The organism is Mesorhizobium sp. M7A.F.Ca.AU.001.01.1.1 (genome assembly GCF_004022735.1).
GTDB classification, from domain to species: Bacteria; Pseudomonadota; Alphaproteobacteria; order Rhizobiales; family Rhizobiaceae; genus Mesorhizobium; species Mesorhizobium ciceri.
Map to the genome: position 1 here is coordinate 1 of NZ_RZPF01000094.1, position 12,551 is coordinate 12,551.

The 12,551-nt window shown below is 62.2% G+C and carries 16 protein-coding genes and 1 pseudogene; 3 read left to right on the top strand and 14 right to left on the bottom strand.

The features are described 5' to 3' along the window. The 6 genes from EN884_RS08395 to EN884_RS08420 all read right to left on the bottom strand — a co-directional run. Positions 1–1,320, bottom strand: a 1,320-nt coding sequence (locus EN884_RS08395; RefSeq protein WP_164894951.1) for an ABC-F family ATP-binding cassette domain-containing protein, incomplete at its 3' end; no start/stop codon positions are given. Between the two features lie 124 nt (positions 1,321–1,444). Continuing rightward, positions 1,445–1,894, bottom strand: coding sequence for a MucR family transcriptional regulator (locus EN884_RS08400; protein WP_013532467.1), 450 nt, complete (start codon positions 1,892–1,894; stop codon positions 1,445–1,447). Positions 1,895–2,056: 162 nt separating this feature from the next. Then, complete coding sequence (locus EN884_RS08405) at positions 2,057–2,260, bottom strand: hypothetical protein (protein WP_013532468.1); 204 nt, start codon at positions 2,258–2,260, stop codon at positions 2,057–2,059. Next, positions 2,253–3,134, bottom strand: coding sequence for a DMT family transporter (locus tag EN884_RS08410; RefSeq protein WP_244514286.1), 882 nt, complete (start codon positions 3,132–3,134; stop codon positions 2,253–2,255). The genes EN884_RS08405 and EN884_RS08410 overlap by 8 nt, the downstream gene beginning before the upstream one ends. A gap of 114 nt (positions 3,135–3,248) precedes the next feature. Continuing rightward, complete coding sequence (locus EN884_RS39430) at positions 3,249–3,560, bottom strand: hypothetical protein (protein WP_244514285.1); 312 nt, start codon at positions 3,558–3,560, stop codon at positions 3,249–3,251. Continuing rightward, entirely contained in the window at positions 3,539–4,078 is a 540-nt protein-coding gene (locus tag EN884_RS08420; RefSeq protein ID WP_013532471.1) for a hypothetical protein, read from the bottom strand. The genes EN884_RS39430 and EN884_RS08420 overlap by 22 nt, the downstream gene beginning before the upstream one ends. A 110-nt stretch (positions 4,079–4,188) precedes the next feature. Between EN884_RS08420 and EN884_RS08425 the strand changes: the two genes are divergently transcribed. Next, entirely contained in the window at positions 4,189–5,031 is an 843-nt protein-coding gene (locus EN884_RS08425) for a LysR substrate-binding domain-containing protein (RefSeq protein WP_245491913.1), read from the top strand. Between the two features lie 213 nt (positions 5,032–5,244). On the opposite strand, the pseudogene EN884_RS08430 reads toward EN884_RS08425, so the two are convergent. Further along, positions 5,245–5,753, bottom strand: a pseudogene (locus EN884_RS08430) (DinB family protein). Between the two features lie 59 nt (positions 5,754–5,812). Between EN884_RS08430 and EN884_RS08435 the strand changes: the two are divergent. After that, positions 5,813–6,505 carry a glutathione S-transferase family protein gene (locus tag EN884_RS08435; protein WP_013532474.1) on the top strand — a complete coding sequence of 231 codons (693 nt, stop codon included), beginning with the start codon at positions 5,813–5,815 and terminating at the stop codon, positions 6,503–6,505. Positions 6,506–6,522: 17 nt separating this feature from the next. Here EN884_RS08435 and EN884_RS08440 read toward each other — a convergent pair whose 3' ends face one another. Beyond that, positions 6,523–6,780 (bottom strand): DUF2934 domain-containing protein, encoded by a 258-nt coding sequence (locus EN884_RS08440; RefSeq protein ID WP_013532475.1) that lies wholly within the window; start codon positions 6,778–6,780, stop codon positions 6,523–6,525. Between the two features lie 159 nt (positions 6,781–6,939). Between EN884_RS08440 and ndk the strand changes: the two genes are divergently transcribed. Beyond that, the gene (ndk, locus tag EN884_RS08445) at positions 6,940–7,362 is read left to right on the top strand and encodes a nucleoside-diphosphate kinase (RefSeq protein WP_013532476.1); all 423 of its coding nucleotides are present in this window, start codon (positions 6,940–6,942) and stop codon (positions 7,360–7,362) included. 68 nt (positions 7,363–7,430) lie between these two features. Here the strand turns inward: ndk and EN884_RS08450 are convergent, their stop codons facing one another. The 6 genes from EN884_RS08450 to EN884_RS08475 all read right to left on the bottom strand — a co-directional run bounded on the left by EN884_RS08450 (position 7,431) and on the right by EN884_RS08475 (position 12,550). Then, positions 7,431–8,195 (bottom strand): YbaY family lipoprotein, encoded by a 765-nt coding sequence (locus EN884_RS08450; RefSeq protein WP_013532477.1) that lies wholly within the window; start codon positions 8,193–8,195, stop codon positions 7,431–7,433. Positions 8,196–8,321: 126 nt separating this feature from the next. Continuing rightward, positions 8,322–8,798: a molybdenum cofactor biosynthesis protein MoaE gene (locus EN884_RS08455; RefSeq protein ID WP_013532478.1), complete on the bottom strand. Its 477-nt coding sequence runs from the start codon at positions 8,796–8,798 to the stop codon at positions 8,322–8,324. 1 nt (position 8,799) lies between these two features. Further along, complete coding sequence (moaD, locus tag EN884_RS08460; RefSeq protein ID WP_013532479.1) at positions 8,800–9,057, bottom strand: molybdopterin converting factor subunit 1; 258 nt, start codon at positions 9,055–9,057, stop codon at positions 8,800–8,802. A gap of 1 nt (position 9,058) precedes the next feature. Then, the gene (gene pgsA / locus EN884_RS08465) at positions 9,059–9,655 is read right to left on the bottom strand and encodes a CDP-diacylglycerol--glycerol-3-phosphate 3-phosphatidyltransferase (protein WP_013532480.1); all 597 of its coding nucleotides are present in this window, start codon (positions 9,653–9,655) and stop codon (positions 9,059–9,061) included. A gap of 97 nt (positions 9,656–9,752) precedes the next feature. Beyond that, positions 9,753–11,816, bottom strand: a complete 2,064-nt coding sequence (gene uvrC, locus EN884_RS08470; RefSeq protein WP_013532481.1) for an excinuclease ABC subunit UvrC — start codon at positions 11,814–11,816, stop codon at positions 9,753–9,755. Next, entirely contained in the window at positions 11,813–12,550 is a 738-nt protein-coding gene (locus tag EN884_RS08475) for an SDR family oxidoreductase (protein WP_245491914.1), read from the bottom strand. Before EN884_RS08475 ends, uvrC begins: the two co-directional genes overlap by 4 nt. Position 12,551 lies beyond the last annotated feature (1 nt).

The following is a 12,551-nucleotide window of genomic DNA, read 5'->3' on the forward strand; positions in this document are numbered from 1 at the left end:
CATCAGCAGCCGCGCCTTCTCGCCGCCCGAAAGATCCTTGGCGGCGGTGTTCATTTTCTCGGTCGTGAGGCCGAACTGGGCGACGCGGCCGCGCACCTTCGATTCCGGCGCCTCCGGCATCAACCGGCGGACATGCTCGTAGGCGTTTTCGTCCGGCCGCAGATCGTCGAGCTGATGCTGAGCGAAGATCGCCACCTTCAGCCCGGGCGCCACCGTCATGGTGCCGCTCTCCTGCTTCAACCGGCCGGACAGCAGTTTGGCGAAGGTCGACTTGCCGTTGCCGTTGGCGCCGAGCAGCGCGATGCGGTCGTCGGCGTCGATGCGCAGCGTCATCTTCTTAAGGATCGGCTGCTCCTCGGTGTAGCCGACATTGACGTTGTTCAGCGCCACGATCGGCGAGGCCACCGTCTTCACCGGCTCGGGGAAGGAGAACGGCCGCACCGAGTCGTTCACCAGGGCCGCGATCGGCTTCATCTTTTCCAGTGCCTTGATGCGCGACTGTGCCTGTCTCGCCTTGGAGGCCTTGGCGCGGAACCGTTCGACGAAGGATTCCATGTGCTTACGCGCGGCTTCCTGCTTGACGCGGCCCTTCTCCTGCAATTCCTTCTGTTCGGTGTATTGACGCTCGAACTGGTCGTAGCCGCCGCGCCAGAAGGTCAGCTTCTTCTGGTCGAGGTGAACGATCGAGTTGACGGCGCGGTTGAGCAGGTCGCGGTCGTGCGAGATCAAAAGCACGGTGTGCGGATATTTCGACACGTAGTTTTCCAACCACAGCGTGCCTTCAAGATCGAGATAGTTGGTCGGCTCGTCGAGCAGCAGCAGATCGGGCTCGGCAAACAGCACCGCGGCGAGCGCCACGCGCATGCGCCAGCCGCCGGAAAAGGAGGAGGCCGGACGCCGTTGCGCAGCGTCATCGAAGCCGAGGCCGGCGAGAATGGTGGCGGCGCGGGATTCGGCTGAGTGCGCGTCGATGTCGGCCAGCCGCATATGGATGTCGGCGATGCGGTGCGGATCGGTCGCCGTCTTTTCCTCTTCGAGCAACGCCGTGCGTTCGAGATCGGCCTTGAGCACGATCTCGATCAGCGCATCCTCGGTGCCTGGCGCTTCCTGCGCCACCTGGCCGATGCGGGTGCTCTTCGGCAGGCTGATCGAGCCTGTCTCGGACGGGAAATCGCCGGTAATGGCCTTGAACAGCGTCGTCTTGCCGGTACCGTTGCGGCCGACGAGGCCGGCTTTGGTGCCGGCTGGCAAGGTCAGCGAGGCATGGTCGAGAAGCAGGCGTCCGGCCATGCGGAGCGATAGGTCGTTGATGATCAGCATGGCCGCGCTTTTGCACCGGACATCAACGCTTCGCAAGGCCTTGCGGGCCAGTTGGCCGCACAAGGCCTCGAAACGACGCCCGCGAGGGCGCCGTCAAAGCAGCCGAACGGTGGCTTGCCTGCTCTCAGGCAGTCGCCTTGCGCTTCGTTGCCTTGGCGACAGCGGCCGGCGCTGCTGCCGGCTTGCGGCCAAGTCCCGTCGACTTTGCCAGCGCCGATCGCGTCGCCGAGTAGTTCGGCGCAACCATCGGATAGTCCGGCGGCAAGCCCCATTTGGCCCGATAGTCGTCCGGGCTTAGGCCGTAGTCGGTCCGCAGATGCCGCTTGAGCGACTTGAACTTCTTTCCGTCCTCAAGGCAGATGATGTAGTCGGGAAACACCGACTTCTTCGGATTGACTGCCGGAACCAGGTTTGGAGTTTCCGCGACAACTGCACCAGCGAGCTTGCGAACCGAAGCACTGACGCTGGCAATCAACTCAGGCAGGCCGGAAGCCGGAAGGGGATTGTTGCCTACATAGGCCGAGACAATATCGGCCGTCAGCTCGATAACGGTCTTATCATCGATATTTGACAATTCTTTCACCTTATTTGCGACAAAATCCTCCACCCCAGCGAAGACTTGTGTCGATGTATCTCTTTAACCGCGTCCCCCAACGGACCGCCAAGTCTCATAAAAGAATGAAGAATCGGCCAAAATAGCATTCATGCGAAATCGACGCCGTGCAAATTAGAAAATCTAATACTTGGAACCAGCAGACTTAGCGGCAGGACTTTCGTCCAATATCTCCAGAATACGCTTCCAGCGGGCGCAGCGCGCCAAATCCTTTTGTTCTATCGCCTTTTCGGCCCTCATCGCGGCGTAAAGCGGTGCCTCGACGCCGAATTCGTCGATCAGCCAATGCGCTTCCTGAATGGCCAGACGCTCATTCTCGTCAAACATGGTTTTCGGCCTCCGAACGTTCCACACCGACCGCGACACAACTGCCGATGACGAGAATGGCTCCGACAATGGCCGTCACCGTCAGCCGTTCGCCGGACAAGGTCAAAAGCAGGGTCGAGGCGATCGGCGTGAGATAGGCGACCACCGCGACCCTGCCGCTGCCTTCAAGCTTCAAGGCGCGCGACCAGAAATAGTAGCCCAAGCCCATCGGACCGGCGCCGAGATAAAGGCCGAGAGCCAGGTCCGCGCCGATGGGCCAGGTGAAACCGTCGCGAGCGCACCACAGAAACGTCAAAGCGACGCCGATCAACGATGAGGGCAGCAACAGGCGATCGGCTGGGGTGGCGACCCGTCCCACCATGATCGAATAGAAGGCCATGCACAGCGCCGACCCGAATGCGGCGAGATACCCGACCAGATCGCCGTCGAGCCAGGATTGGTTGCGCCCTCCCGAAATCACCAGCGCGACGCCGATGAAGCCTACCACCGCGGCGAGACCCAACAGTGCCGGACGCCGCGGATTTTCCAAGGCAATGACTGCCGCCGCGACCATCAACGGCCAGGTGTAGGCGACCAGATTGGCCTCGATCACCGGCATCGAAGCGAAGGCGATGTATTGCAGCACCATGGTGCCGACCAGGCCGATGAAGCCGACCGCGAGAGAGATGAGCGCCGCCCCGGCCGTGACCGGTGCTACTCTTTCCCGGCTCATCAATCGGATGGCCCGGCTCATCAATCGGATGGCGGCGAAGACGAGTGCAGCGCCTGCAAATTGCAGGAACTGGACCTGCGACACCGGGTGGCCGGTCAGCAGGGATTTGCCGACCAGGGCATTGGTGGACCACAACGCCACCGCACCGGCAGCGAAGACCAACGCGGATATCGAGCCGGATCCCTGCCGAAACAATCGGCATGGGATTCTATTTTGCTGTTCGACCATGATCCTGTCCGAAAACCGGTTCCGACTTTTCGGGATCATGGTTCACTATCATGATTCCCTGGCTCCGCCCGGAACCGGAGCATCGACGGCGGCGGGCACGGGATGCTCCGCCTCGAACCGACGGTAGGCCGGGAGCTGGTTGGTCCAGACATCTTCGGCCAGTTCGCTGACCCACTCACGGTCGTGGTCATTGTCGGCGGCGAGATAGAACATTCTGTTGTCGTCGACATAGGGTTTGGCCACCGAGCGCTGGTTGAGCACCAGCGTGACGCGCTCGCCGAACCGGATCGGCGCGGTGCGATGCAGGACGCCCAGGAACTGGCCGAGCGTCGCGTAGTTCATCTTGTGATCGATGCGCATGACACTGTTGCGCGGGATCTCGCGGCCGGATTCGAGAATGGCGCGGCCGGTTTCGGAGTCGTCGCAATAGATTTCGAGGTGGCCGCCGACCAGCGGATTGCTGATCGACAGCGGAATGAGCTCGGTGACCGGAACGCCATCGCAATGCCACTCCACGGCGCCGTCCCTGGATTCATGAAGGTGACCGTCGAGCCGACGATCGACAGCGGATAGGGCTCCAGCTTGGTGCCCATCATGTCGGACAGCCGCTCCAGGCGCAGCTTGTCATGCAGCAATTCCCTGATCTCGGGGATGTAACGGTCGGCCCCGGTGATGAAGGTCAGATCGAGGTGCTTGTGCACGGCATGGCTGGCCTTGAGCTTCAGGGCAGCCTCCTCGATCGCGGCAAGCAGTGCCGGGTCATAGCCGTGCAGATATTGCGCGACACCGAAACTCGACACTTTCCAGGCGGTTTCATGGCCGATAATGGCTTCGCGGCTCATCGCATAACGCAGTTCGGGAATGGTGTGGGCGTTCATTGTACTTCTCCAGGATGGGGGCAACACTTGGTAAACAGTCGATTAATTCACCCACCCCTGTAAAATTAGGAATGCTGGTGCTAGTGTAAGCCAAGCTTAAGGTCGAAACCGTGCGTCTGCTCAGTCAGGTCAACCTCAATTCGCTGAAAATCGTCGAAAGTGCTGCGCGGCACGGGAATTTCACGCGCGCCGGTGAAGAACAGTTTATTACCGCTTCAGCGGTCAGCCAGCGCGTGAAAAGCCTGGAGGATCAGCTTCGTTTCAAGATTTTCCAGCGCGGCGGCAATGCGGTGTCGTTGACGCCGGAGGGCGAGACCTATGTCTCGCGCGTTCGCGAGGCGCTGGAGCGAATCGTGGCCGCCAGCATGGAAGCGACCGGACAATCGCAGGAGCATGTGCTAAAAATATCGGTGCTGCCGACCTTTGCGGCACGCTGGCTGTTTCCGCGCCTGCCGCTGTTCCAGCAGCAATATCCCGATATCGTGATGCGGGTCTCGACTTCGTACGCGACGCATGAGTTCACGGCCTCGGAATTCGATCTCGAAATCCGTTATGGCGACGGTCACTTTCACGGGCTGCAGTCCGATCTGCTGTTTCGCGAAGACCTGACACCGGTGTGCAGCCGCAAGCTGTTCCACGAAGTCCTCGGCGACAAGCGGCTGTCGAAGGTGACACCGGACGACCTCAAGCACTTCACCCTGCTGCATTCCGACACCTGCACCCAGAATTGGCAGTCCTGGCTTGGTTTCGCCGGCGCCAGCTTCGTGCTCAGCGAGACCAAGAGCATCTATTTCGACTCGTGCATGATGTCCTACGAGGCAGCCAATTCCGGGATGGGCTTTGCGGTGGCCAACCGTGCCTATATGGCCAGCGACATCCGCGCCGAAAGGCTGGTGGCTCCCTTCGCCTCCATCATCCGAACACGGCTGGCTGGTATTTTGTCTCTCCGCTGAAAGGCCTTGCCGCACGCAAGGTCCAGTTGTTCAAGCAGTGGGTCATGGCGGAAGCGGCCCTGACCCAGTCCCAGTTGGACAACGAAATCAGGGGCGAGGCTTCGACGGCTGCCTGAATCCATCCGGTGCCTACTGATGCAAAGACGATGCTGCAGCACAAAATGCAGCGACGGCCGGCACAACCTTCGGACTGACTACGCAAACGCCACCGGATCAGGCGAAAGCCCTGCCCTCCTCGGTCCGCTGGAAAAGCATCAGGTCCAACCCCAGGCTTGGCCGTCCCAGGATGGTCAAGATCGTATGCGCCTGGCCGCGATGGTGGGTCTGGTGGTTGAAGACATGGTCCAGCGCCGGCGCCAGCCTTTGCGAATGCGCATGTCCGAGACGGTCATGTAGGTGAACCGGCCCGTCAACGCCTTGTCATTGAGGCCGCCGACCCAATCGATGATCCGCCTGTCCTCGGCTTCACGCGCCGCCCGCAGGCCGGTCAACCCCCGATGCAGGATAGCGTCCAGTGTCGTCGGCGCGTCGCCCTCCCCGGTGAAGCGCTTCATCCAGATGCGGTCGGCAGTCAAAAGGTGGTTGAGCGTGCCCATCATCGAGCCGAAGAAGGCGCCGACATCGCGGTTGAATTCCTCATCATCGAGTTCGGCGGCGGCATCATAGATGCGACCGTTGGCCCATTGATTATAGGCCGCAAACATCATGAAATGCTGTCTCATGGCTTCCCTCGGCTCGCGTCGATGCGGGGCCTACCTAACCCGCACGGGAGCCGCCGCCAATGACCATTCTGCTTTATGATCTCGTCGGACGCGACAGCACACGTCCGTTCAGCCCGCATTGCTGGAAGGTGGCGATGGCGCTTGCCCACAAGGGGCTCGACATATCAACCGTACCGACGCGCTTTCTCGAGGTGCCCGCTGTCGAGGGCGGCGTTTCGAAAACCGTTCCGGTGATCCGCGACGGCGAGACAGTCCTCGCGGATTCTTTCGCCATCGCGCTCTATCTCGATGAAGCCTATCCGGACCGGCCGACGCTGTTTGGCGGTGAAGGCGGCGAGGCGATGGCGCGCTTCATCGAACGCTGGTCGCAAGTGACCATTCATCCCTACGTGACCACCGCGGCCATCATGGACCTTCATGCCATGCAGGACGCGGAAAACGCCGTCTATTTCCGCCAAAGCCGGGAGCAGCGTCTTGGCAAGAGGCTGGAGGAGGTGACGGCCGCCAGGGAGGCCGGGCTCGGCACTTTCAGAGCCTCGCTGGAGCCATTGCGCTCGATGCTCTTCTATCAGCCGTTCATCGGCGGCGCGGCGCCGCTGTTTGGCGACTATATCGTCTTCGGCGCCTTGCAATGGGCGCGCATAGCCTCGCCCTACCAATTGCTCGACGACGGCGACGTGGTGGCGCAGTGGTTCGCCCGCTGCCTCGACCTGCATGGCGGGCTGGGGCGAAAGGTCGCCGCCGCGGCTTGACGCCGTAAAGCAGTAACTTACTTGGCCGCCTTCTTTGGCTTGCCGGCCTTCGTGGCAGCCTTTGCCTCCTTGGGGGCGGCTTTTGGCTTGGCGGCGCCAGCTGCCTTCTTGGTTGGCTTTTTGGCTGCCGACTTGTCCGTGGCGTCCTCCTGGTCGACATCCGCCGCCGCCTGATGCCAATGGCGCTCATGATGTCCAGCCGGCTGGCCCTCTTGCAGCCAGATCTGGTGCGCACGGTTGCGAATGCGTTCCTGACGATCGTCTGTCATGGTCATGTTGTCTCCATACGGCCCGACCTCAGCGCGGCGCCGGCACGCGACTATAGCAAGCAAAGCGTTGCTGTGCAGCCGTCTGATCGGGGGCCCTTGGCAATGGGCCGGGCGGCTTGTATAGAGCCCGCCACTCTCAATTCCATTCTCAGACAAGGACGACCCATGGCGCTCGAACGCACATTTTCCATGATCAAGCCGGACGCAACCCGGCGCAATCTCACCGGCGCCATCACCAGGATGCTGGAAGAGGCAGGCCTGCGTGTCATCGCCTCGCGCCGGGTCTGGATGAGCCGCCGCGAAGCGGAAGGCTTCTATGCCGTCCACAAGGACCGTCCTTTCTTCGGCGAATTGGTTGAATTCATGTCGTCGGCACCGACCGTCGTCCAGGTGCTGGAAGGCGAGAACGCCATTGCCAGGAACCGCGAAGTGATGGGCGCCACGAACCCGGCCAACGCCGCCGAAGGCACCATCCGCAAGGTTCATGCGCTGTCGATCGGCGAAAACTCCGTGCACGGCTCCGACGCACCGGAGACCGCGGCAGAAGAGATCAAGTACTGGTTCTCGGACACCGAGATCGTCGGCTGAGCCGACGATCCAGACCTTGGATTCCGTAAAAAGAAGGCCGGCGTTTCGCCGGCCTTTTTCGTTGGGGGTCAGCTCGCCGCGCTAAAGCGCAGGATCTCGCGGCCATCCTTGCCTGATATGATGAGCTTGCCGGCCTCGACGCGGTATGACGCCGCCTTGGCCAGCGCATCGAACAGCGCCTTTTCCTCGGCCATCACCTCTGGCGCACAGGCCTTGTAGGTCGAACCGATGTCTCCGATCACGATCGTTTGCCCATTGACCTTGGCGGTGGCGAAATAGGTGTTGCAGGGGCCGCTGCCGCCCGCCTTGCCGGCCTCGCTGACCCTGAATGTCGCTTGCGGGGCAGCGATGACGCCGATGCCGTCGACATAGTCGACCAGCCAGAGCTGGTCGAAGACCGAAACCGTCGGCTCGGCGTTCGGGGCGACCATCTTCAGCATGATGGTCTGCGGCACGTCGGTCAGCGGATCGACCTGATGGCGCATATCGGAGATGAACAGGAGCTTGTCGTCGACGGTGATGCGGGCTTGCAACGCGTAAGTCATCTGCGACCGGATGACGGAAGGGTCGAATTTGATCTCGAAGCTGATCGGCACCTGGCCGGTCGGCTTCACTTTCTGCTCGCCGATAATGGTGGCCGGCGCATCGGCCAGCGACACATCGGCAAGTTGCACAGAGAGCACGGCACTGGGCGGCAAGGCAATGCGCTCGCGATAGATCACTTCGCCTCTCACTGCCTTTTCGGCGGCAACAGACTGCTCAGGAACGGCCAATATGCCGACGACCAGAGGCACGAAACCGAAGATGAAGAACTCCGCGATCCTGTCCAGCATGACCATCTCCCTCACCCCGGGCTGCCAATGCCCTGGGCTGCCAATGCCACGGGTTGCCAATGCCCAGGCTGACCAATTCCGCCAATTGGCCAAAGGATTGCGGTCAATGCATGGCTGCGGCGGATCTTATTCGGACGCTTTCCAGCGTTGCGCGGCCGTTGCATCGGCTTCCTTGGCCTCGACCCAGCCACCCTCCGAGCCGTCAGCCCGATGCTCCTTCTTCCAGAAGGGCGCGCGCGATTTGAGATAGTCCATGAGAAAATTCGCCGCCTCGAACGCCGCATGGCGGTGCGCGGAGGCTGCCACCACCAGCACGATGCTCTCGCCGGGCGCGATCTTCCCGTGGCGGTGGATGGCGGTGAGCCCCTGCAACGGCCAACGCTCGACCGCTTCAGCAGCGATGCGGGCGATTTCTGCTTCGGCCATACCGGGATAGTGTTCGAGCTCGAGCGCTGAGAGCGCGCCCTGCTCGTCGCGGCAAAGGCCTGAGAAGCTCACCACGGCGCCGATATCGGCGCGGCCTTGCGTCAGTCTGGCGATTTCGGCCGCGACGTCAAAATCTTGGCGCTGAATGCGCACGACAGGTATGATCCCGCCGGTCATTTCAGCCCCCGGTCATCGGCGGGAACAGCGCGATTTCGCGGGCGCCCGCGATCTTCTCGCGGTGCTCGACATGCTCCTGGTTGATAGCGACACGGATGACGTCAGGATATTGCAGCGCGTGCTCGTAGCCCTCGCCGCGCGATTTCAGCCAGCGCAGGAGATCGGCGACCGTCTCGATGCCAGCCGGCAAGTCGACGTCTTCCTCGGGCATGCCGATGCGCTCGCGCACCCAGGCAAAATAGATGAGCCGGGTCGTCATCTCACTCGTCCATGATGTGCTTGAGGCCGGCGCGGAAATAGTCGTAGCCGGTGTAGAGTGTGACCAACGCCGCGATCCACAGCAGCACCAGCCCGGTCTGGGTGGTCAGCGGAAAGATCTTGTCGCCGGCCGGTCCGGCCAAGAGGAACGCTATGGCGACCATCTGGATGGCGGTCTTCCATTTTGCCAGCTGCGTCACCGGCACCGAGACTTTCAGCGCCGCCAGATATTCGCGCAGGCCCGAGACGAGGATTTCGCGGCACAGGATGATGATCGCCGCCCACAACGACCAGCCGGCAATGCCCGCATGGCGATCGGTGTCCGCAGCCAGCAGCAGCAGGCAGGTGGCGACCAGCAGCTTGTCAGCGATCGGGTCGAGCATCTTGCCGATGTTGGAGGTCTGTTGCCAGGCGCGCGCCAGATAGCCATCCAGATAATCGGTGATCGAGGCGAGCAGGAAGATGATCAGCGCCGACCACCGGGCAAAGTCGCTCGACTTCAGATGTCCTTCGAGAAAAAAGCACAGCACCACCATCGGCACCGCGACGATGCGGGCGTAGGTGAGCATGTTGGGCAGGTTGAACGCGCGCTTGGCCATATCCGGGAAACTCTTTCTGCCTGCCTACTCAAATCAGAAGCGAATGTGGGGGGTCAACAGGCCAGATTCGACAGGCCAGATGAAAGTGCCAGATTTTTCAACTCTCGTGGAAGTGATTGTAGACCAGTTTCGCCACCTGCTCGGAAATCCCGTCGACTTTCCGCAGATCCTCGATGGCCGCGCGGCTGACCGCCTTGGCGGTGCCGAATGCCAGCAGCAATGCCCGCTTGCGGCCGGGACCGATGCCGCTGATCTCATCAAGTGGGCTCTTGACCATTTCCTTCTTGCGGCGAGCCCGATGCGAGCCGATCGCGAAACGGTGAACCTCATCGCGCAGCCGCTGGACGAAATAGAGCACGGGGTCGCGGACCGGTAGGGAAAACGAGTCCCTGCCTTTGACGAAGAACCGCTCGCGGCCGGCATCGCGGTCCTGGCCCTTGGCGATGCCGATGGCAACCACGCGGTCCTCGATGCCGAGATCGGCGAGGATCTTGCGCACCGCGGTCATCTGGCCCTGGCCACCGTCGATCAGGATGACATCGGGCCAGGCCGGGAAGCTGCCGGAGATATCGTCCTCCATATCGTCTGCCGAACCGTCGGCTGCATCCCCAGCCGGGACATCGCCATGCTCCTTGAGCAACCGCGAAAACCGCCGTTCCATCACCTCGCGCATCATGCCGAAATCGTCGCCAGGCGTGATCTCGGTCGAGCGGATGTTGAATTTCCGGTACTGGTTCTTCACGAACCCCTCCGGTCCGGCAACGACCATGGCGCCGACGGCATTGGTGCCCATGATGTGCGAATTGTCGTAGACCTCGATGCGCACTGGCGGCTTCGGCAGGCCGAATGTCTCGGCGAAACCGGCAAGCAGGCGTCCCTGGGTGGAGGTTTCAGCCAGCCGGCGTCCGAGCGCTTCGCGGGCATTCTGCAAAGCGTTGTCGGTCAGGTCCTTCTTCTCGCCGCGCTGCGGCACGGAGATTGCGACCTTGCGGCCGGCGCGGGTGGAGAGCGCCTCGGCCAGCAATTCCTGATCCTCGACGCCATGCGACAGAAGAATGTTCCGCGGCGTCGGCTTGTCGTCATAGAACTGCGCCAGGAACGAGCCCAGCACCTCGGCTGCTTCCAACGCCGGATCGGCCTTGGGGAAATAGGCGCGGTTGCCCCAGTTCTGGCCGGTGCGGAAAAAGAACACCTGGATACAGACCTGGCCGCCTTCCTGATGGATGGCGAAGACATCGGCTTCGTCGACGGTCGCCGGATTGATGCCCTGGTGGCTCTGCACATGCGACAGGGCCGCCAACCGGTCGCGATAGATCGCGGCGCGCTCGAAATCGAGAGCTTCCGACGCTTGCTGCATGGCGGCCGAGATTTCCGTCTTCACCTTCTGGCTGCGGCCGGACAAGAAGTCCTTCGCCTCATTGACCAGCTCGGCATAGTCCTGGTGCGAGACCTCGCCGGTGCAGGGACCGGCGCAGCGCTTGATCTGATAAAGCAGGCATGGCCGCGTGCGGTTCTCGTAGAACGAGTTGGTGCAACTGCGCAGCAGAAAGGCGCGCTGCAGCGAGTTGATGGTGCGGCCAACGGCACCGGCCGAAGCAAAGGGACCGAAATAATCGCCTTTGCGCGAGCGCGCGCCGCGATGCTTGTAGATGCCCGGCGAGACATGGTCGCCGGTCAAGAGGATATAGGGAAACGACTTGTCGTCGCGCATCAGGACGTTGAATCGCGGCCGCAAGCGCTTGATAAGATTGGCTTCGAGCAGCAGCGCTTCGATCTCGGTGCGGGTGACGACGAACTCCATCGTCGACGTTTCGCGCACCATGCGGCCGATGCGGGTGGTGTGGAAGCGGCCTTGCGCGTAGTTGGTGACGCGCTTCTTCAGGCTGCGTGCCTTGCCGACATAGAGCACATCGCCGGCAGCGTTCATCATGCGGTAGACGCCGGGCGCGTTGGGCAGCCGCTTGACCAGCGTCTGGATCACCTCGGCGCCGATCATGCCTTCCGCGTCGCCGGCATGCGGCGTCCAGTCGATGGCGGTGAAGGCGACATCGGGACCGACGGTTTCAACGATTTCCTCGACCGCCTCGTCCTCGAGGTCGATATCGGGGGGCAGATCGTCGGTGCCGCCGCGCGGCTTGCTTTTGTGGTCTACAGGACTCATTCCGTCATGCCTGTCACATCGGGCGTCTGCCACGCAAGATGCTGGCCGCCATCAAGCGCGATCATCTGGCCGGTGACCGAGCGCGCTTCCCAGAGATAGCGGATAGTGGCGCCGAATTCCGGCAATTCCGGGCCGCGCTTGAGGATCAAGCCATCGACTTGGGCTGCAAAATCGCTGTCGTCCTGACGCGCGTTCTTCAATGTCGGCCCCGGGCCGATGGCATTGACGCGGACGCGGGGACCGAGCGCTTGCGCCATCATCTGGGTGGCTGTCCACAGCGTCGATTTGGACAGTGCATAGGAGAAGTAGCGCGGCGTCGGCCGCCAGACGCGCTGGTCTATCATGTTGACGATCAGGCCCTCCTGCCCTGCCGGTAGTGCCCGGGCGAAATTCTGCGCCAGGAGCGCGGGCGCTTTCACATGGACGGCAAAGTGCCGGTCCCAGGCCCGCCAGTCGAAATCCAGAACCGAATCGTCCTCGAACAGCGACGCGTTGTTGACCAGCAGCGAGAGCGGCCCGAGCGCTGCTTGCGCCTCGCCGATAAGGTCATCGATGGCGTCCATATCGGTCAGGTCGGCGGCGACCACTGCGGCGCGGCCACCTCCGGCGATGATTTCGGCAGCCAACGCATCGGCCTCGCTGCGCGAGCGGTTGCAATGGATGGCGACGGCAAAACCGTGCGCGGCGAGATCCTCGACGATCGCCCTGCCGATCCGCCTGGCCCCGCCCGTCACC